The organism is Arthrobacter stackebrandtii (assembly GCF_017876675.1).
GTDB classification, from domain to species: domain Bacteria; phylum Actinomycetota; class Actinomycetes; order Actinomycetales; family Micrococcaceae; genus Specibacter; species Specibacter stackebrandtii.
The window spans coordinates 4357676-4376508 of record NZ_JAGIOI010000001.1 but is presented as its reverse complement, the minus strand read 5'-3'; the positions used below and the strand labels follow the sequence as shown (position 1 = coordinate 4376508).

At 67.0% G+C, this 18833-nt stretch carries 19 protein-coding genes and 1 tRNA gene; 14 read left to right on the top strand and 6 right to left on the bottom strand.

Features of this window, described 5'->3' with window-relative positions; translation table 11 throughout:
- Positions 1–78: 78 nt before the first annotated feature.
- On the top strand, positions 79–1122 hold the full coding sequence (locus JOF48_RS19185) for a LacI family DNA-binding transcriptional regulator (RefSeq protein ID WP_209683841.1): 1044 nt from the start codon (positions 79–81) through the stop codon (positions 1120–1122).
- A 25-nt stretch (positions 1123–1147) separates the two neighbouring features.
- Here JOF48_RS19185 and JOF48_RS19180 read toward each other — a convergent pair whose 3' ends face one another.
- A complete protein-coding gene (locus tag JOF48_RS19180) occupies positions 1148–2833 on the bottom strand; it encodes a DUF6297 family protein (protein ID WP_209683838.1) in 1686 nt (561 codons plus the stop codon).
- Between the two features lie 3 nt (positions 2834–2836).
- On the bottom strand, positions 2837–3571 hold the full coding sequence (locus JOF48_RS19175) for an ABC transporter ATP-binding protein (RefSeq protein ID WP_209683835.1): 735 nt from the start codon (positions 3569–3571) through the stop codon (positions 2837–2839).
- A 195-nt stretch (positions 3572–3766) separates the two neighbouring features.
- Between JOF48_RS19175 and JOF48_RS19170 the strand changes: the two genes are divergently transcribed.
- The 10 genes from JOF48_RS19170 to JOF48_RS19125 all read left to right on the top strand — a co-directional run bounded on the left by JOF48_RS19170 (position 3767) and on the right by JOF48_RS19125 (position 12007).
- A complete protein-coding gene (locus JOF48_RS19170; protein ID WP_209683833.1) occupies positions 3767–4648 on the top strand; it encodes a ParA family protein in 882 nt (293 codons plus the stop codon).
- Position 4649: 1 nt separating this feature from the next.
- Positions 4650–5507 (top strand): segregation and condensation protein A, encoded by an 858-nt coding sequence (locus JOF48_RS19165; protein WP_209683831.1) that lies wholly within the window; start codon positions 4650–4652, stop codon positions 5505–5507.
- Complete coding sequence (gene scpB, locus JOF48_RS19160) at positions 5497–6090, top strand: SMC-Scp complex subunit ScpB (RefSeq protein WP_209683828.1); 594 nt, start codon at positions 5497–5499, stop codon at positions 6088–6090. The genes JOF48_RS19165 and scpB overlap by 11 nt, the downstream gene beginning before the upstream one ends.
- Positions 6091–6213: 123 nt before the next feature.
- Positions 6214–7212, top strand: a complete 999-nt coding sequence (locus JOF48_RS19155) for a pseudouridine synthase (RefSeq protein WP_209683825.1) — start codon at positions 6214–6216, stop codon at positions 7210–7212.
- 8 nt (positions 7213–7220) lie between these two features.
- The gene (locus tag JOF48_RS19150; protein ID WP_209683822.1) at positions 7221–8324 is read left to right on the top strand and encodes a prephenate dehydrogenase; all 1104 of its coding nucleotides are present in this window, start codon (positions 7221–7223) and stop codon (positions 8322–8324) included.
- Positions 8321–9085: a (d)CMP kinase gene (gene cmk, locus JOF48_RS19145; protein WP_209683819.1), complete on the top strand. Its 765-nt coding sequence runs from the start codon at positions 8321–8323 to the stop codon at positions 9083–9085. Before JOF48_RS19150 ends, cmk begins: the two co-directional genes overlap by 4 nt.
- Before the next feature lie 30 nt (positions 9086–9115).
- Positions 9116–9808: a lysophospholipid acyltransferase family protein gene (locus JOF48_RS19140; RefSeq protein ID WP_425353749.1), complete on the top strand. Its 693-nt coding sequence runs from the start codon at positions 9116–9118 to the stop codon at positions 9806–9808.
- Positions 9805–11346 (top strand): ribosome biogenesis GTPase Der, encoded by a 1542-nt coding sequence (gene der / locus JOF48_RS19135; RefSeq protein WP_209683816.1) that lies wholly within the window; start codon positions 9805–9807, stop codon positions 11344–11346. The genes JOF48_RS19140 and der overlap by 4 nt, the downstream gene beginning before the upstream one ends.
- Positions 11347–11493: 147 nt before the next feature.
- Positions 11494–11567, top strand: a tRNA-Pro gene (locus tag JOF48_RS19130).
- 209 nt (positions 11568–11776) lie between these two features.
- On the top strand, positions 11777–12007 hold the full coding sequence (locus tag JOF48_RS19125) for a DUF488 family protein (protein ID WP_209683813.1): 231 nt from the start codon (positions 11777–11779) through the stop codon (positions 12005–12007).
- 26 nt (positions 12008–12033) lie between these two features.
- On the opposite strand, the gene JOF48_RS19120 is transcribed toward JOF48_RS19125, so the two are convergent.
- Together JOF48_RS19120 and JOF48_RS19115 are read right to left on the bottom strand one after the other, a co-directional pair.
- Complete coding sequence (locus JOF48_RS19120) at positions 12034–12696, bottom strand: HAD-IA family hydrolase (RefSeq protein ID WP_209683809.1); 663 nt, start codon at positions 12694–12696, stop codon at positions 12034–12036.
- A 39-nt stretch (positions 12697–12735) separates the two neighbouring features.
- Positions 12736–13443, bottom strand: coding sequence for a lysoplasmalogenase family protein (locus JOF48_RS19115; RefSeq protein WP_245346616.1), 708 nt, complete (start codon positions 13441–13443; stop codon positions 12736–12738).
- An 83-nt stretch (positions 13444–13526) separates the two neighbouring features.
- Here JOF48_RS19115 and JOF48_RS19110 point away from each other — a divergent pair, with 83 nt between their 5' ends.
- Positions 13527–14198, top strand: a complete 672-nt coding sequence (locus JOF48_RS19110) for a GyrI-like domain-containing protein (RefSeq protein WP_209683803.1) — start codon at positions 13527–13529, stop codon at positions 14196–14198.
- A 4-nt stretch (positions 14199–14202) separates the two neighbouring features.
- Here the strand turns inward: JOF48_RS19110 and JOF48_RS19105 are convergent, their stop codons facing one another.
- Positions 14203–15999 carry an acyl-CoA dehydrogenase gene (locus tag JOF48_RS19105; protein WP_209683800.1) on the bottom strand — a complete coding sequence of 599 codons (1797 nt, stop codon included), beginning with the start codon at positions 15997–15999 and terminating at the stop codon, positions 14203–14205.
- Positions 16000–16185: 186 nt separating this feature from the next.
- Between JOF48_RS19105 and JOF48_RS19100 the strand changes: the two genes are divergently transcribed.
- Positions 16186–16929 (top strand): TSUP family transporter, encoded by a 744-nt coding sequence (locus JOF48_RS19100; RefSeq protein ID WP_342591312.1) that lies wholly within the window; start codon positions 16186–16188, stop codon positions 16927–16929.
- Positions 16930–16956: 27 nt separating this feature from the next.
- On the opposite strand, the gene JOF48_RS19095 is transcribed toward JOF48_RS19100, so the two are convergent.
- Complete coding sequence (locus tag JOF48_RS19095) at positions 16957–17790, bottom strand: hypothetical protein (protein WP_209683794.1); 834 nt, start codon at positions 17788–17790, stop codon at positions 16957–16959.
- Between the two features lie 155 nt (positions 17791–17945).
- Here JOF48_RS19095 and JOF48_RS19090 point away from each other — a divergent pair, with 155 nt between their 5' ends.
- Entirely contained in the window at positions 17946–18776 is an 831-nt protein-coding gene (locus JOF48_RS19090; RefSeq protein WP_209683790.1) for an SMP-30/gluconolactonase/LRE family protein, read from the top strand.
- Positions 18777–18833 lie beyond the last annotated feature (57 nt).

Below are 18833 nucleotides of genomic sequence, written 5' to 3'. Positions count from 1 at the left end.
ATTGACGAGATCCTGCCCTTGATGGACACTTTGCCTATAGAAATGTTGCGAAAGCGAAGAATGGAACTGGGGATGAATATGGCGTCAACTGACAGGAAGAAGCCGGTGCTGGCAACTGTGGCGGCGCTCGCAGGAGTGTCTGCGCCCACGGTTTCCAAGGTGCTCAACGGCCGTGATGACGTTTCAGCGGCCACCCGGGCCCGGGTTCAGGCGGCGCTGGAGGAACTGGGCTACGAATCGCCCGTCCAGCGGCGGGCCCGTTCCTCAGGGCCGGCCATGGTGGACCTGGTGATCGACGGCATCAAGACCTATTACCCACTGGAGGTGTTGACCGGCATTTTGGACTATGCGGCCGTTGCCGGCGTTGAGATCGTGCTGGGCAACATCACGCCGGGCAAGATGCGCAGCGCCAACCATGAACAGTGGGCCCAGCACATGCTGGAATCCGGAAGGAAGGGGCTGATCCTGGTGACGTCGGAAGTCACTGCGAAACAACTTGAATCCTTCCACCGCCGCAACATTCCCGTGGTGGTCATTGACCCGCTGAACCCGCCGAACCACGGGATCGTCAGTGTGGGATCCACCAACTGGGCCGGCGGCAAGGCGGCCACGGAGCACCTGCTGGACCTGGGGCACCGCAGGATCGCGTATCTGGGTGGTCCGGCGGGGGCTGAATGCAGCGTGGCCCGCCAGCACGGGTATCTCGCAGCCCTCATGGCCCGGGGTGTCCCCTCACGGCCCGAGTACATGGTGAGCGAGTCATTCAGCCATGACTTTGGCGTCAGGGGAACGCGCGCCCTCCTGGCACTTGCCGATCGTCCCACCGCCATCTTTGCCGGCAGCGATTCAACCGCGCTGGGCGTGCTTGAGGAAGCCAGGCGGCAGGGGTTGCGCATTCCCGAGGACCTGAGCCTGGTGGGTTTCGACGGGACAAATGTGACCGAACAAACCCTGCCCCGCCTGACCTCCGTCGCCCAGCCCTTGAAGGAGATGGGGCGGGTGGCGCTGCGGTCGGTGCTGCGAATGGCCGACGGTGAGGTGCTTGATTCGCGCCGCGTTGAGCTCGCCACAGAGCTCGTCATCAGGGATTCGACGGCCGCCCCGGCCGGCCTCGCGGCGTAGGCCGGGCCAATGCGGCCCGCCGGAACTACTTGCCCGCGGCGCCTGTGGTTCCCGGTGCCGGCATGCCGAACAGGCCGCCGTCGGTCGCGGACTTGGGCTTGCGGATGTGCGTTCCCCAGAGCAGTGCCAGCCACGTCAGCGTCAGCTGGAAGGGGAAGGCGATGGACGGGACGCCTCCGGCGATGAGGCAGATCAACACCGGCAGCAGCACGATCAACGTCAGGTCCGGTCCCACCAGAAAGGCGCGGATGGCGCCCGTGGGGATCGGGCCGGATGCGGTGGCAACGGCAGGCATGTTCCAGTCCGGTGCCGGGCGGAAGCCGGCACGCAGCGTGGCAGCACCCACCCCCGGACCCGCCAGCACGGCCAGGAGCAGCAGCGCCGGGGACCCCACGCCGAGCGCCAGCAGCAGGCCAAAGCACGTGGCGGCCCACAGCGTCATCGCCACGCCCGGAACAATGAAATGCACCTGCCGGACCGTCTTCGCCGGCAGCGGCATGAGCATGTCCACGGCAGGGTTGCCATTGGCGAAACGGGCAGTGGCACCCATGGACGTGGCCGCAAAGTACGCGCACAGGTACACGGCCACGGCAATCAGGATGGCATTGCCCAGAAACTCGACGGACGCCAGCGACGCCGGAATCGCGGCCAGCACCAGCACTCGCAGCAGTGTTGCGGGGGAGCGCAGCGCCATCGTGGCATGGGTGCTCGCCAGGGTCTTGACGCTGCGGGCCAGAACTGTTCCGCGGCGGAACACCATGGGCAGGCGCACCTTGGAGTTGCTGCTGGACTGCCCCGCGCCCAGCGACCGCGACAGCTCCGTGGCGTCCATCGACAGCAGCGAGCTCGCAGCGTAGGCGCCCGCCGCCGCGCTCTCCTTCAGCGCGGCAGTGGTGATCCGCTCAAGGTTCAGGTACACCAGGGCCAGCAGCCCCAGCGCAAGGGCCACCAGGAGCAGCGGCCAGGTGGCGCCGTCGGCCACCAGCAGCGGCCAGCTGGTTGGGAGGTATTCCAGCCAGGCGGTCTGCGCGCCGGTCACCGCCTGCGTGCCGGCCACGTTGTTGTAGAGGGCCGTGGCCACCAGGGTTAGCGGCGCCAGCAGGGTGATGGCGCCCATGGCTTTCTTCAGCCACGCGCCGGATCCGGTGACCTGGCACCACCCGGCAATCCCGTACAGCAGCCACGCCAGGCCCAGCCCGCACAGCACCGACAGGGCCAGGTTTCCGGGCGTGGGGTTGGCGGCCATGCCCAGCGCCAGAGGCAGCACCACCAGCACCGCCGCAATGGACGGCCACAGCAGCGACTTCAGGAATCCGGGCTGGATGAAGCCGCGGCGGCGCACCGGCAGGCCCAGCCACCAGGCCGTCTGCGGCAGCGTCATGGCCACCGGCCCCATGGTCATCTCGACCGCCAGCAGCGATGCGGCCAGCGTCAGCAGGACCGTGGCGCTGGCCTGCAGGAGCGTCACCGAGTGAAATCCGGGCGCGACGGCGGATGCGGCCAGGGCGGACACGTCGCCGACACCCAGGCTGTGCCGCAGCGCCACGACGAGCGCCCCGGCCATGGTGAGCAGGGTCAACGCGCCCAGGATGGAGGTGTATACCTCGGAGACCAGCTCCATGATCCCGCCCTCGGTGCGGCTGAGCCCGGCGCGGAACGTGTATTGGCGGATTTCCCGGGCGCTGAAGCGCTCATTGATCTTCAGGGCCATGGATCAGTCCGCGTGCGGGTTCTCGGAAGCGATCGCGACGGCGGCCTGTTTGGGTGTCATGGAATGGACTTCGTCGGCGATGAACAGCGCCTTGGTGGCCACCGTGGACAGGAAGTCGGGATCGTGCGTGACAACCAGCAGCGCCAGGCCCGCATCCACCTCGGCACGCAGCCGGCCGGCAAGGCGGTGGCGCATGGACGTGTCCAGGCGCTGCTCCGGCTCATCCAGGACCAGCAGGGAGCGCGGCCGCACAAAGGCCGCGGCCAGCAGCATGCGCCGGCGCTGGCCGGAGGAGAGGTTGTAGGGCCGGGACTTGGCCTGTCCCGTGAGCCCGAAGAACTCCAGTTCCGAGGCGATGACCTCCTCCACGTCCTCCACGCCGTGGCCGGCGGCCACAATGGCCAGGTGCTCCTCCACCGTCAGGGCGGGGAAGAAGGCATCGTCGTCAAACACCACGGCCACGTCGCGGCGGAAGTCCAGCGTGCGGTCGTCAACCTCGGCGCCGTTGACCTGCGCTGTGCCCGAAACAGCCTCGAGCTGGCCCACCACGGTTTTCACCACGGTGGACTTGCCGGCGCCGTTGGGTCCCACCAGGGCCATGGACTGTCCGGCGTGCACGCTGAAGCTCACCACCCCGCACACGGCCTTGCCCGCATAACCGGCCTGCAGCTTCTCGGCACGCACCACATCCGGCTGCCTCGGGGGAGTGTTGGGGGAGGGTCTGGTAGCTTTGCTCATCACTGCAAAGTATAGGCGCGCGGCAACGTTCAGCCTCAGCTTGAAGGTCAAGGCTCACGGACAGCCGGGGGCAAATGTCCAAAACATGCACGCTGCAACCGGTAACGTAGTACACGGCAGCGTTGAGACGATGCTGCCGGACGGGCAGTGTGGATTGATGAAGCAGCGTGGATTGATGAAAGTGTGGACTGACAGGTGAGCAACGAGCAGGGCGCAACGGCACTTGCCGGCGAGGACGTACTGGGCCCCACGGGCCGTCCCCTGACGGAATTCCCCGACCCCCCGGTGCTGGCATCGCACGGGCCGGCCCGCATCATCGCCATGGTCAACCAGAAGGGCGGGGTGGGCAAGACCACCTCCACCATCAACCTTGGCGCGGCACTCGCGGAACAGGGCCGCCGCGTGCTGCTCGTGGACTTTGACCCGCAGGGTGCGCTGTCCGCCGGCCTGGGCACCAACCCGCACGAGCTGGACCTGACCGTGTACAACGTGCTCATGGACCGCAAAGTGGACATCCGCGACGCCATTATCCAGACCGAGGTGGAGAATATTGACATCCTCCCGGCCAATATCGACCTCTCCGCCGCCGAGGTCCAGCTGGTCAACGAGGTTGCCCGCGAACAGGTCCTTGCCAGCGCCCTGCGCAAGGTCGAGGACGACTACGACGTCGTCCTCATCGACTGCCAGCCCTCCCTGGGCCTGCTGACCGTCAACGCCCTGACGGCCGCCCACGGCGTCATCATCCCGCTGATCTGTGAATTCTTCGCCCTTCGCGCCGTGGCGCTCCTGGTGGAGACCATCGACAAGGTCCAGGACCGCCTCAACCCCGGCCTGCAGGTCGACGGCGTGCTCGCCACCATGTACGACGCCCGCACCCTCCACGCCCGTGAGGTCCTGGCCCGGCTCGTGGAGGCTTTCGGTGACAAGGTCTTCGAGACCGTCATCAAGCGCACCATCAAGTTCGCCGACGCCTCCGTGGCGGCCGAACCCATCATTTCCTACGCCGCCAACCACCAGGGCGCCGAGTCCTACCGCCGGCTGGCCAAGGAACTGATCGCCCGCGGCGGTTCACCCTAACTTGACTCAAGCACCACAGGCCGCGGGGATCGCGGCAGAGCCGGAACAAAAGCGGCTCTTTGAAGTCCGGCTGGAAAACTTCACCGGGCCTTTTGACCTGCTCCTGGGCCTGATTGCCAAGCATGAAATGGACATCACGGACGTGGCCATCGCCACAGTCACGGACGAGTTCATCAGCTATCTCAAGGACCTTCAGGCGCTCGGCGGGGAGTGGGCGCTGGACGAGGCCAGCGAATTCCTGGTCCTCGCCGCCACCCTCCTGGACCTGAAAGCCGCCCGGCTGCTGCCGGCCGGCGAGGTGGAGAGCGACGACGACCTGGCCCTTCTGGAGGCCCGTGACCTCCTCTTCGCACGGCTTCTGCAATACAAGGCCTTCAAGGAAGTCGCAGCGCTGATGGGCGGCGAGCTGGAGCGCGAGGCCAGGCGCTTCCCCCGCCAGGCCGGGCTGGAACCCCACTTTGCCGCACTCCTACCGGAGCTTGTCTGGCGCCATACCCCGGAGGAATTTGCGCAACTGGCCGCCAAGGCCATGGAAGCCAGGCAGCCCCCCAGCACGGAAGTGGGCCTGGCACACCTGCACTCGGCCCCTGTCAGCGTCAGGGACCAGGCGGCCCTGATGATGGTGATGCTCCAGGAGGCCGACGCCCTCTCCTTTGCCGAGCTGACGGCCGACGCCGATTCCTCCATGGTGGTCATCGCCCGCTTCTTGGCGCTGCTGGAAATGTTCCGGGACCAGCTCATTTCCTTTGACCAGCCCAACCCGCTCGGGGAACTGCAGGTGCACTGGAACCCCGGGGCCGCGCCGCAGGCGGCCGCGGAAAGTGATTTTGACGACGAAGGGGGCCCCGATGCCAATTGAGGACCTGGACGCCGCCGGCGTGAAGGCGGCACTTGAAGCGGTGCTGATGGTGGTGGACGAGCCGGTTTCAGAGGAGGCCCTGGCGGAAGTCACCGCCGTTCCCGCACCCGCCATACGTGAGCTATTGCACGAACTGGCGAGGGAGTATGACGGTTATACTAGGGAAGGTGGCACTGTACCGGTCCGCGGATTTGAACTTCGGCAACTTGCCGGGGGTTGGCGTTTTTATTCACGCCCCGCGTATGCCGAGATCGTGTCACAGTTTGTTGTGGACGGCCAGACGGCCCGGCTCACGCAGGCGGCCTTGGAAACCTTGGCGGTGATTGCCTACCGCCAGCCGGTGTCACGGGCCCGCGTTTCCGCCATTCGAGGCGTCAACGTGGACTCCGTGGTCAGGACGCTTGCCCAGCGGGGGCTGATTGAGGAAGTGGGCACCGATCCGGTGTCCGGGGCATTCCTGTACCGGACCACGGCGTACTTTTTGGAACGGCTGGGGTTGGGGAGCGTGGAAGAACTGCCAAAGATCGCCCCCCACCTGCCCGGCCTGGAAAACCTCGAAGAACTCAACTATTCCGACGGCTAGGGCACATCCGGCCGGACGACCCAGCAGTCCGGCCACGGCCTGGCGGCCGGCCGAACCGTTGAAGCCAAGGACGATTCACACTTTTAGCACCACCACAACACTTAGCACTTTAAGGATTACTCAATGACAAGCTCGCCCCGATCCGGGAGCTCCTCCGGCAAGAACCAGCCCCGCGGCGGCAAGCCCCGCTCCGGTGCACCCAAGTCCGGTGCCCCGAAGTCCGGCGGCTTCAAGTCAGGCGCACCCAAGTCCGGTGCCCGCAAGCCGAGCCAGACGGGTGCGCGCCCGTTCAAGAACGAACAGTACGGCCGCACGGTCAAGCCGGTGAACCGCCCCACCGAGCAGAACCGCCGGCCCGAGCGCACCACGGATGACATCGACATCCACAATGCCGAAGGCGTGCGCCTGCAGAAGGTCATGGCCATGGCGGGCGTGGCCTCGCGCCGCCTGTGCGAGGACATGATCCTGGAAGGCCGCGTCCAGGTGGACGGCATCACCGTCACCCAGTTGGGCCTGCGCGTGGATCCGGACACCGTGGAGATCGTGGTGGATGGCATGACCATCCAGACCAACGACAACATGGTCTACATGGTGTTCAACAAGCCCCGAGGCGTCGTCTCCACCATGGAGGACCCCGAAGGCCGCCCGTGCATCAGCGACTACCTGAAGAAGCGCCAGACCAATGAGCGCCTCTTCCACGTGGGCCGACTCGACACCAGCACCGAGGGCCTGCTCCTGCTGACCAACGACGGCGAATTGGCCAACCGCCTCAGCCACCCCAAGTACGGCATCCCCAAGACCTACCTGGTCCAGGTCCGCGGGCCCATGGCACACGGCGTCGGTGCCCAGCTCAAGGACGGCGTGGAGCTGGAGGACGGCTGGCAGAAGGTCGACTCCTTCCGCCTCGTCGACTCCACCCCGGGCCACGTCCTGGCCGAGGTTGTCCTGCACTCCGGCAAGAACCGGATCGTGCGCCGCATGTTCGACGCCGTGGGCTACCCCGTCGAGCGCCTGGTCCGCGTGAAGTTCGGCCCCATCGCCCTGGGCGACCAGCGCCAGGGCAGCATCCGCATGCTCGGCCGCCACGAGGTGGGCTACCTCCGCTCAGACGTGGGGATGTAAGCGGCCCCATGAATCCTTCGCACTTGAGCGGACCTGTGCTGGTCCTTGGCAGCGGGCTGCTGGGGGCCAGCATTGGTTTGGGGCTGCGCGCCCGCGGCATCGACGTGGTGGTCTCCGACCCCTCTCCCACGGCCCAGGCCGTGGCCGTCGACATCGGTGCCGGGCGCGCCTTCAACAAGGCTGAGGCCCTGGCGCCCCAGCTGGTGGTTGTCGCCGCGCCGCCGGACGTGACCGCCCAGGTCGTGGCCGATGCCCTCACAGGGTACCCGTCCGCCGTCGTGGTGGACATTGCCAGCGTCAAGGGCGCCATCCTGGCCGAACTGCAGGCCATGGACGGGCTGCCGCAGGACAGCCTCAGCCGCTATGTGGGCACCCACCCCATGGCCGGCCGCGAACTGTCCGGGCCGGCGGCTGCGCGCGGGGAACTGTTCAACTCTATGCCGTGGGTGCTGTGCGCGTCGGAGGCCAGCAGCGCCCATGCGGTCAAGGTGGCACATTCACTGGCCATCGACCTGGACGCCGTGGTGTTCCGCTTCACACCCGACGAGCACGACGGCGCCGTGGCCCTGGTCTCGCACCTGCCGCAGCTGATGTCCTCGCTGGTGGCGAGCCGGCTGGCGGAAACGCCTGCGTCCTCGCTGTCCCTGGCCGGCAACGGCCTGCGCGACGTCACCCGCATTGCCGCCAGCGACCCTTCGCTGTGGGTCCAGATCCTCGGTGCCAACGCGCCCAAGCTCCTGGAAATCATGAAGGGGGTGCGCACCGACCTGGACCGGCTGATCAACACGCTCAGCGCCCCCACGGCACCGGGGGCCCGGCTGGACCTTGCGCAGCTGATGACGGAGGGCAACGAAGGGCAGAGCCGGATTCCCGGCAAGCACGGAGGGCCGGCCCAGCAGTACTCGTGGCTGACTGTCCTGGTGGATGACAGGCCCGGCCAGATCGCCAGCCTGCTGACGGAGATCGGCGAGATCGGCGTCAACGTGGAGGATTTGCGCATGGACCACTCGGCCGGGCTGCAGGTGGGCATGGTGGAGATTTCCGTCCTTCCCGCCAAACGGGCCGGGCTGGTGGAGGATTTGATGGAACGTGGCTGGAAGGTAGTCCAATGAGCAACACCGAACTGAACACCCCGAACGCGGGCGGCGCCGAGGCGGCACAGGCCGGAGCTTCCGACGAACGCGCCCTGCGCCAGGGCCGCTCCCTCGTGGTGGCCGTGGACGGCCCCTCGGGTTCCGGCAAGTCCAGCGTGTCCAAGGAAGTGGCACGCCGCCTTGGCCTGGCCTTCCTGGACACCGGCGCCATGTACCGGTCCGTGGCCTGGCACTGCCTGAACGGGCGCATCAACCTGGCGAACGCGGCCGCCGTCGAGGCTGCCGCCCGCACCATCAACATGGAACAGACCATGGTTCCGGATGCGGAACTGTTCAAGGTCAACGGCATCAACGTCACCGACGCCATCCGCGAACCCAAGATCTCCGAGGCCGTCAGCGCCGTGGCCACCAACCTGGGCGCCCGGGCCGAACTGGTCCGCCGCCAGCGCGAACTCATTGACGCGCATGGGCGCCGCATTGTGGTGGAGGGGCGCGACATCACCACGGTGGTGGCCCCTGACGCCGAGGCCCGCCTGATCCTCACCGCCAGCGAAGAGGCCCGGCTGCGCCGCCGCGGCCTGCAGCTGGGCGGCACCCAGACCGCCGAGCAGCTGGCCGAGCAGGTGCTGGCCCGCGACGCCAAGGATTCCACCGTGGTGGAATTCCACCAGGCGGCCGACGGCGTCTACACCGTGGATTCCTCGGACCTGGACTTTGCGCAGACCGTGGACGCCGTCATTGCCGTGGTGCGCCAGGCCGTCCATGCAGGACCGGCGTAAGTGGGCGAACGCATCAAGCCGCTGCGGGTTTTGACGGACGCCCCGCCGTCCTGGAAAACCCGCTGGAGCAGGCCCCTGGGAAGGGTTCTTGACCATGTGGTCTACAACACCGCAGTGGCGGGCCGGGAGAACATTCCGGCGCGGGGTCCGGTGGTGTTTGCCGCCAACCACCTGAGCTACCTTGACGGCCCCGTCATGGTGGGCGCCAGTTCACGCTACATGCACGTCATGGTCCGCCACGACATGTTCAAGGGGTTCCTGGGCTGGGTGCTCCACGCCTCCGGGCAGATCCCCGTCAACCGCGCGGGTGACCGGGCAGCCCTGCAGCACGCCAAGGCCGTGCTCGGGCGCGGTGACTGCGTCGGCATCCTGCCGGAAGGCACCCGGGGGACCGGGGACGCCGCCTCGATGAACGGCGGGGTGGCGTGGCTGGCACTTAACTCAGGCGCCGCCGTCGTGCCCGTTGCCATCCTCGGCACCCGGCACACCGGGGAGCACCGCGACACAATTCCGGCACCGCGGCGCAGGCTGCACGTGGTGTTTGGTGAACCATTCACCCTGACACGCGAGCCCGGGGTTTCCGGGCGTGTTTCAATGGACAGAGCAACCGAGACAATCCGCCTTCGGCTGGCGGCCCACATAGCCGGCGCCCAGACCGCAACAGGGCAGGATCTGCCTGCGGACGATGACCTATCTTCAATGCACAAAGGACAGCAACCATGAGCGAGAACAAGTCAGCCACACCTGGCGACGACCAGGACTACGTGCCCACCGGCACCGACCAGATCGCTGAGCGGCTGGCGGAGATCTCCGACGAGGACGCCGACGCGCGGGCTGCCGGACTTCTGGCGGGCCTGGCCAACTACGAGTTGGATGAGGCGGACGCTGCACTGCTGTCCGGCGAGTTCGACGACGGCGACAGCTGGGACCCGACCCGGCAGAACCCGGTGCTCGCCATTGTGGGACGGCCGAACGTGGGCAAGTCCACGCTGGTGAACCGCATCCTGGGCCGCCGCGAGGCCGTGGTGGAGGACACCCCCGGCGTCACGCGCGACCGTGTGCAGTACGACGCCGAATGGAACGGGCGCCACTTCACTCTGGTGGACACCGGCGGCTGGGAGCGCGATGCCCGGGGCCTGGACCTGCGGGTTGCCGAACAGGCGGAAATCGCCGTCGAAATGGCCGATGCCGTGCTGCTGGTCGTTGACGCGATCGTCGGCATCACCGCCTCCGACGAGGCCATCGTGCGGATGCTGCGCCGGTCCAAGAAGCCGGTGATCCTGGTGGGCAACAAGATCGACGACCTCGTCCAGGAAGCCGACGCAGCCATGCTCTGGGGCCTCGGCCTGGGCGAGCCCCTGCCGGTGTCCGCCGTGCACGGCCGCGGCGTGGCCGACATGCTGGACCGGGTCATGGAGGTCCTGCCGGAGTTCTCCGCCGTCGCAGGGCTGGAACGCAGCGGCGGGCCGCGCCGCATCGCACTGATCGGGCGCCCCAACGTGGGCAAGTCCTCGCTGCTGAACAAGCTGGCCGGTTCCGAGCGCGTCGTTGTTGACAACGTCGCAGGCACCACCCGCGACCCCGTGGACGAGATGATCGAGCTCGGCGGGCGCACCTGGCGCTTCGTGGACACCGCCGGCATCCGCCGCCGCGTGCACATGCAGCAGGGTGCAGACTTCTATGCTTCGCTGCGCACCCAGACTGCCTTGGAGAAGGCTGAGGTGGCCGTGGTGCTGCTGGCCGTCGACGAAGTGCTGAGCGAGCAGGATGTGCGCATCCTGCAGTTGGCCATCGAGTCCGGCCGTGCGCTGGTTTTGGCGTACAACAAGTGGGACCTGATGGACGATGAGCGCCGCAAGTACCTGGAACGCGAAATCGAGACCGACCTGGCCCACGTCGACTGGGCCCCGCGCGTGAACATCTCGGCCAAGACCGGCTGGCACAAGGACAAGCTGGTGCCTGCCCTGGACCTGGCCCTGGAAAACTGGGACCGCCGCATCCCCACGGGCCGCCTGAACGCGTTCCTGGGCGAACTCGTCTCCGAGCACCCGCACCCCGTGCGCGGCGGCAAGCAGCCCCGCATCCTCTTCGGCACCCAGGCCTCCAGCCGGCCGCCGAAGTTCGTGCTGTTCACCACCGGCTTCCTGGATCCCGGCTACCGCCGCTTCATCACGCGCCGCCTGCGTGAGACGTTCGGCTTCGAGGGCACGCCCATCGAGGTCAGCATGCGCGTGCGCGAAAAGCGCAGCAAGAAAAAGTAGTCTGTGGACCTTGTTTCCCGCCCGGATTTCGGTCCGGGCGGGAGGTGAGACGGCCATCACAGCAAAAGTGGTCAAACGGCCCCAAAATATGGGGTAAACTTTTTCCGGTGGTTCAGCCAAGGGAGATAATTTCCAAGGCCGGACAATCGGGCTGTAGCGCAGCTTGGTAGCGCACTTGACTGGGGGTCAAGGGGTCGCAGGTTCAAATCCTGTCAGCCCGACCGATCAAAAACCGCTCAAACACTGGGAACACCCGGTGTTTGGGCGGTTTTTTGTTTGCCCCGAACCCGGTTCCGTCCTTGCCGTCGCCGACTCGCCGGACGGGCGGGTCCCTGAACCGCCGGGCCACCATGGGCACAAGGGGAGGCAGCCATGGCAGGGACCACCATTTACACCATCGGGCACTCGACACATCCGCTGGAGGAGTTCGTTGCCTTCCTCCAACGGAGCCTGGTGGAACAAGAGCTTCCGCGACTACGCGGACGACATGCAGACGCCGGACTTTGCCGTCGCCGTCGAGGAACTAGTTGAAACCGCCGCCACACAGGTGACCGCCATCATGTGCGCCGGGCCGGCCAGGCCGCACACCCTGACCCGCTTTGCCCGGACCGAGGGAAACCGCGTCTGGTACCCGCCGGAGGACGGCCCCGCCGCTGGGTGAGCCTGCTTACTCCGCCCTCCGCCGCCTCAGGCCAGGGTGACTTGAATTCGGCCGTCCGGGAGGGGGACCGCCGCCACGTCCGCCAAGCTCCCGACCACATGGTCGGAGTCGAGCTCCGATGCCGTGCTGGTGCCCGCTACGGCCAGCGTCACGGCGCCTGCGGAACGTCCGGAGGCGAGCCCTGCGGGTGCGTCTTCCACCACAAGGCACCGGCCAATGTCGACACCCAGCCGGGAGGCCCCGAGCAGGAACGGCTCAGGGTGCGGCTTTCCGGCGGACACCTGGTCGGCCGTGACCATGTGGTCCGGCGCAGAGATGCCGGCGGCGGCCATCCGCACCGCGGCGAGGTCCCGAGTGCAGGAGGCGACGATCGTCCAGGCCCTGCCAGGCAGCGATGCCAGCAGCCGCGCCGCCCCCTCCTTGCGCACCACGCCCGCGGTGTCCTCCAGCTCCAGCTCCTTGATCAGCTCGAACGCCTCATCGTGCCGGGAGGGTTCCACCGACTGCTCCACCAGCGCCCGCGCCGGCACGCCGTGGCTGCTGTAGCTGAATCCGTCCAGCCCCATCCGTTCACCCCAGGTGCGCCAGGCCCGCTCCGTGGCCGCGGTGGAATCAATGAGTGTTCCGTCCAGGTCGAACAGCAGGGCGTCAATTGTGATGGTGCGCGGTGTGCGGGGCTGGTGTGTCATGGGCCCACCCTACCGGGATGCCACCTGCGGGTCCTTGCGTCATGGAGATGTTCGACGGCGTGTGCCGGCCAGGTGCGCCAGTGAGCCTGCCGCGATGAGCCCCTGCCCGGCCGTGTAACTGGCCATGACCGCCGCGCCCGAGTACGCAGGCATGAGTTCCGGGGCAAACAGTGTGAAGGACAGGATGGTGTCAGAGGCCAGGAACAGTGCCGCGCCCCATACGATGAACGGATTGCAGCGCGTGGACAGTGCCGCCGTGCCGGCAAGGACCAGGCCATAGGCGGCCACGGCAGGGGCAAGCGGACCGGTGCGCGGCCACATGAACAACAGCAGTCCCACCCACCAGGCGGCGTAAATGATCGCCCACCACGGGATCCGGCGCAGGGCCAGGCGGCGCCAAAACAGGCGCATGTAGCAAAGGTGCGCCACCCCAAAAAACGCCAGCATCAAGGGCAGTGTCGGTGCGAAGGGGAAGAAGGTGCCGGCGCCGTCGCCCAGCCAGGAAAACAGGATGGCGGACAACAGCAGCCCCGGACCTCCGCGCAACGGGTGCCGGGAGGCGCGGGGCAAGCCCCACAGCACCGCCACAGCCAAGGCCGGCATGAGCAGCAACTTGGTGGGCTGGGCGAGGGGCCCGCCGCCGGCAAGCAGGATGGCAGCGTGCAGGACGGAAAAGGCGGCGAAGGGTGCGAAGCCCCACCACAGCCGACTGGCACGGCGCACGGGGGCGCCAACATTGAAAGTCAAGGGACTCCTTGCGGGCGGCATGCTGCAGTGGCCGCGGACGGCGCCTAGGCTGGAACACAACCCCGGCGCGAAGGAACAAAACCATGGAAAAATATGATGTCAAAAAGGCACTCAAGCCGTTGTACACGGCAACCGCCAGGGACTTCACGCTGGTGGACGTGCCGCCTGCGCAATACCTCGCCGTTGACGGTCACGGGAACCCCAACACCGCCGCAAGCTATGTCCAGGCAGTAGAGGCCCTTTATGCCGTGTCCTACTCAGTGAAATTCCACAGCAAGAAGGAACTGGGCCGGGACTACGTGGTGGCACCCCTTGAAGGGCTGTGGTCCGCCGAAGACACGGGTGCCTTCACCGCCGGGGACAAGGACAGCTGGGACTGGACCATGATGCTCGGCGTGCCTGAATGGATCACGGCGGAGACGGTCGCCGCCGTGGCCGGCCAGGTGGCAGCCAAGAAGGACGTGCCCGCACTTCCCCTCGTGCGCGTGGAGACGCTGTCCGAGGGGTTGTGCGTCCAGATCCTGCACATTGGCCCCTACAGTGGCGAAGGCCCGGTCCTGGCCAAGCTCCACGGCGAGTTCATGCCCGCCAACAGCCTGGACTTCAACGGACGCCACCATGAGATCTACCTCAGCGATCCGCGCCGTGCGGCACCGGAAAAGTTGAAAACCATCCTGCGCCAGCCAGTCAAACCCGCCGTGGGCGTCGCCGCGCCCGTTGGCGGTGCCGCAGTGTTCGGCACCGCCAAGGAGTAGCGGGCTAGCTGTTGACCTTGAAACTGGCGCCCGCCAGGCTGTGGGCATCGAGCGCAAAGAGGTCGTCGGCGCCGGCCGTTGCGGCACCCAGCAGGCTGGCGCACTGGGGCAGCAGCTGCTGCGCGTAGAAGCGGGCCAGGACCAGCTGCTCCTGGGCCAGCCGCGCGTCGTCCGTCTTTGCTGCCGCAACGGCAGCCCGCGCCAGCATCCATCCGCTCGTGCACAGCCCCCACATCCGCAGGTACGGTGAGGAACCGGCCAGGACGGAGTTGGGATCGCCCAGCCCGGTCTTGAGCATCCACTTGGTCGCCGTTTCCAGCGCCGTGAATTGGCGGTCCAGCTCTTCGCGCACCAATGCGAAATCCGGGCCGGCAGCGGCCAGTTCGGCATCAATTTCGCGCATGGTGGCGTGAAATTCCATGATGGAGGCGCCTCCCCGGATGCCCAGCTTGCGGCCCACGAGGTCGGCGGCCTGGATGCCGTTGGTGCCTTCATAGATGGCCGCGATGCGGATGTCGCGCACGTGCTGGGCTGCGCCCGTTTCCTCAATGAAGCCCATGCCGCCATGGATCTGCAGGGCCAGGGAGGTCAGCTCATTGCCCAGGTCGGTGCCGAACGACTTGCAGATCGGGGTCAGCAGGCCCACGATCTCGTCGGCCCTCGCCCGGACGGCGGGGTCGGGATCGTTGGTGCTGCTGTCCACGTAGCTGGCATCCAGCAGCAACAGGTAGCGGAGTGCGGCGATGCTGGCGCGCTGGGTCATCAGCATCCGGCGGACATCCGGGAACTCAATGATGGCCGAGCTGGCACCCGCGGCGCCAATGGCCTGGCCCTGCCGGCGGTCCTGCGCGTACTCGAGGGACTGCTGGTAGGCGCGTTCCGCGACGGCCAGGCCCTGTGCACCAACGCCCAGGCGGGCGGCGTTCATCATGACAAACATGATGCGCATCCCCTTGTTCTCTTCGCCAATCAGGTAGCCGGTGGCGTTCTCGTAGGACAGTACGCAGGTGGGGGAGGCGTGGATGCCCATCTTGTGCTCCAGTGAGACCGTCTCCACCGGGTTGCGCGCCCCGAGTGAACCGTCGTCGTTGACCAGGTACTTCGGCACGATGAAGCAGGAGATGCCGCGGGTGCCCTCCGGTGCGCCGGGGGTGCGGGCGAGCACCAGGTGGATGATCTGCTCGGCCATGTCATGGTCGCCGTAGGTGATAAAGATCTTTTGCCCGGTGATCGCGTAGCTGCCGTCAGCGTTCTGGACGGCCTTGGTGGTCAGCGCGCCAACATCCGATCCGGCCTGCGGCTCGGTCAGGTTCATGGTCCCCGTCCACTCACCGCTGACCATCTTGGGCAGGTAGCGGTCCTTCAGCTCGTCGCTGCCATAATGCAGCAGTGCGTCGATGGCTCCCTGGGTCAACAGCGGGCACAGCGAGAAGGCCAGGTTGGCGCTGTTGAACATCTCCTGGATGGCCAGGCCGACGGTGCGTGGGAAGCCGCCTCCGCCGTACTGTTCCGGCAGCGGAACCGCGCCCCATCCCGCGTCGACGTACTGCTGGTAAGCCTCCTTGAATCCGTCAGGGGTCTTGACGGTCCCGTCGGGCTGGAGGTGCGATCCCTGGACGTCGCCCTGCCGGTTCAGGGGTGCCACGGCCTCCGCCATGAACTCCCCGCACTGGTCAAGAAGCTCGACGACGGTGTCGAGGTCGGCGTGTTCGAAGCCCGGCAGTTTTGCGATGTCCGGGTAACCCACAACATGCTCAAGGGCGAAGGCGATGTCTGCAATTGGAGGCTGGTATTGGCTCATAATCGCCAGCGTACCCCGGGTTGGGCCGAATGTGGGGGAAATTTGTTACTAACCAGTAATGTTGCGTGGATCACTCCCGTTTCAGGGGTGCGGACGGGTCCGCGGGACGGAAAACCGGGCCCGGGCAGGAGCCGCGGCGCCGTGTGTGGCACAATCGACCGGGACGCAAAGTGGAGGGGCGAACAAGTGGCAGTGGTTGTGCTTCTCCTGCTCGCCATTTTTGTTGGCGCCGCCATGCAGCGCCTGACGGGCATGGGATTCGCGCTCGTGGCCGCACCCTTTGTGGTGCTGCTGATGGGGCCCGTCACGGGCATCGTCCTGGTCAACATCTGCGGGGTGGCTGCCTCGCTGCTCGTGCTGTTTCGGGTGTTTCGGTACGTGGACTGGAAGAAATTCTTCATCCTGGCGTCTGCTGCGGTCGTGGGCGTCGTGCCGGGGGCGGTCATTGTGAAGTATGTGCCCGGGGCCTGGCTGCAGGTCGGCGTGGGCCTCATTGTGCTGGCCAGCCTGACGGTGTCGCTGCGGATGAAGTCGTTCCCGCCGGAGCCCGGGGTCAAGCCCATGCTGGTAGCCGGCGCCGCCAGCGGCATCATGAACACCACTGCCGGGGTGGGCGGGCCGGCCATGAGCGTCTACGCCGTCGCCTCCAAATGGGAGCAGCGCTCGTTTGCGGCAACCATGCAGCCCTACTTTCTCACCATCGGTGTCGCCTCAGTCGCTGCCAAGTATGTGGCATCGCCGTCCTCAATGCCCGTCATGGACGTGTGGGAGTGGACCGGTGTTTGTGCCGCCATCGTCGCCGGCTTGGTCGCAGGGGAGGTCATGGCCAGGTGGATCACCCCGAACAAGGCGCGCGTCCTCATGGTGGTGCTGGCCTACGGCGGCGCCACGGCAGCCACCATCAGGGGAATTGCGGTCCTGGCAGGCTGATCCCGCAGCCACACGGGGCAGGCCCGATCAACCGACGCGGGAGAACTGGGCGGAACCACCGCCGTCGGACTCCAACGTCAACACGGCCCCGGTGCAGCTGTACCGGGCCACACCGTCGGCCGCGCTGGTGTCCATGCCCGGGACCAGTGCGGTGTAGCCAAAGACGGACACCGCCGCCCCCGCCTCCGACGAACTCGCAACCACGGTGACCTCTTCGCCGACTTTCATCGTCGCGTCGAAGAACAGCTCGTCGAGCCCCGAGATCTGGACATGTTCGTCTGTGGCCTCGTAGCTGCCGCTGTGGGCGCTGGACTGGACGTGCGTGGCCTGTGCGGCACCGGCGCCCATGACAATTGAGAAGTTCTCCAGGGACTGGCCGTAGAATCCGTCGTCTCCAAAGTGCATCAGGCTCTCGCCGGTGACGCCTACGTCCAGCTTGAACTCGGCGGGCACCTCCTCGGCTTCCTGCATGATGCTGTTCAAGACGTCCGCGAAAGTTTCATTCTTAAGCTGCCACTTTCCCTTCAGGCAGGCGGACGGGACCGGCACTGCGGTGGCCCCGGCCGGTTTCGTGGTTGCCGCGGGCGGGCCAGGCGTTGGCGCGGGGGAGCGTCCCGGCGCCGGCTCGGAGCTCGTTTCCGGAGCGGCGGCTGTGGTCTCGGCAGCGGGCGGGTCCGACGCCGGTCCGTCGCCGGCCCGGGCTGCCACGGACCGGACGACGCCCGTCCCCGTTTCGCCTGCTGCCGAACAACCGGCCAGCGCCATGCCAAATGCCAGGGTGGCGGCCAGTGCCGGCCGCCAGGCAGCAGCCGGCGGACGGGTGCGGCGCGAATCTTCGCCCATGATGGAACCCCATTTCATTTTGCAAGAAAATCCCGGGTGGGCCCTGCCACCTGGCCTGTTCCCCGAAGGCTATCGACGCATCTGTGAGTGTCATTAAAGCGGACCCATTCGCACCGTTCGGCAGAAGCCTAAACTGGCCCTGTTCCACTTCCAACGCTTGGTGCAGGAGAACAATGGAAAACCGCCGGATCATCGCGGAAGGCATCGGGCTGGGGGAGTCGGCACGCTGGCACGGAGGCCGGTTCTGGTTCGCGGACTGGACCCGGCGCAGCATCCACGCGGTGGATCCGGACGGCACCGAACACCAACAGTTTTCCGTGCCCACCTTTCCCATCACCTTTGACTGGCTTCCCGACGGCGAACTTCTGACAGTTTCCGGGTCTGCCGGCGAACTGCTAACCCTGACACCCACTGGGGACTTCGCCCACGTTGCCTCGCTCAACCAGCTCTCCGGCACGCCATGGAATGAGGTCGCCGCCCACGGCGAGAACGCCTATGTCAACTGCATCGGCTACAACTACCCCGGCCCCGCCCGGGACTCCGGAATCATCGCCCTGGTGCGGCCCGGCGGCAGCGCCACGGTGGTTGCCGAGCACCTCGCCTTCCCGAACGGGATGGCGGTGGTGGACGGCGGCACCACCCTGCTCGTGGCGGAATCCAATGCCGGGTGCCTCACGGCTTTCGACATCCGTGCCGACGGTTCCCTGGGCGGCCGGCACGTCTGGGCTGCCGTTCCAGGCAGCGCGCCGGACGGGATCTGCCCGGGGAAGGGCGGCATTTGGTATGCCGACGTCCCCAACCGGCAGTGCGTCCTGGTGGCCCGCGGCGGCGAAGTGCTGCGCACCGTCGAGCTGGACCGGGGAGCCTTCTCGTGCGCCGTGGGCGGGGAGGATGCCGGGACGCTGCTGGTCATGGCAGCGAAGTGGCCCGACGCCATGGATCCTGCTGCCGCGGCGTCGGGGCGTGCCGTTGCCGTGTCCCTTGCCGTCGGGGCAGAAACATGAAATGCCGGTGCCTGTTGTGCGAAGTGTGAAATACAGCTCAACCGGACACCTGGATGC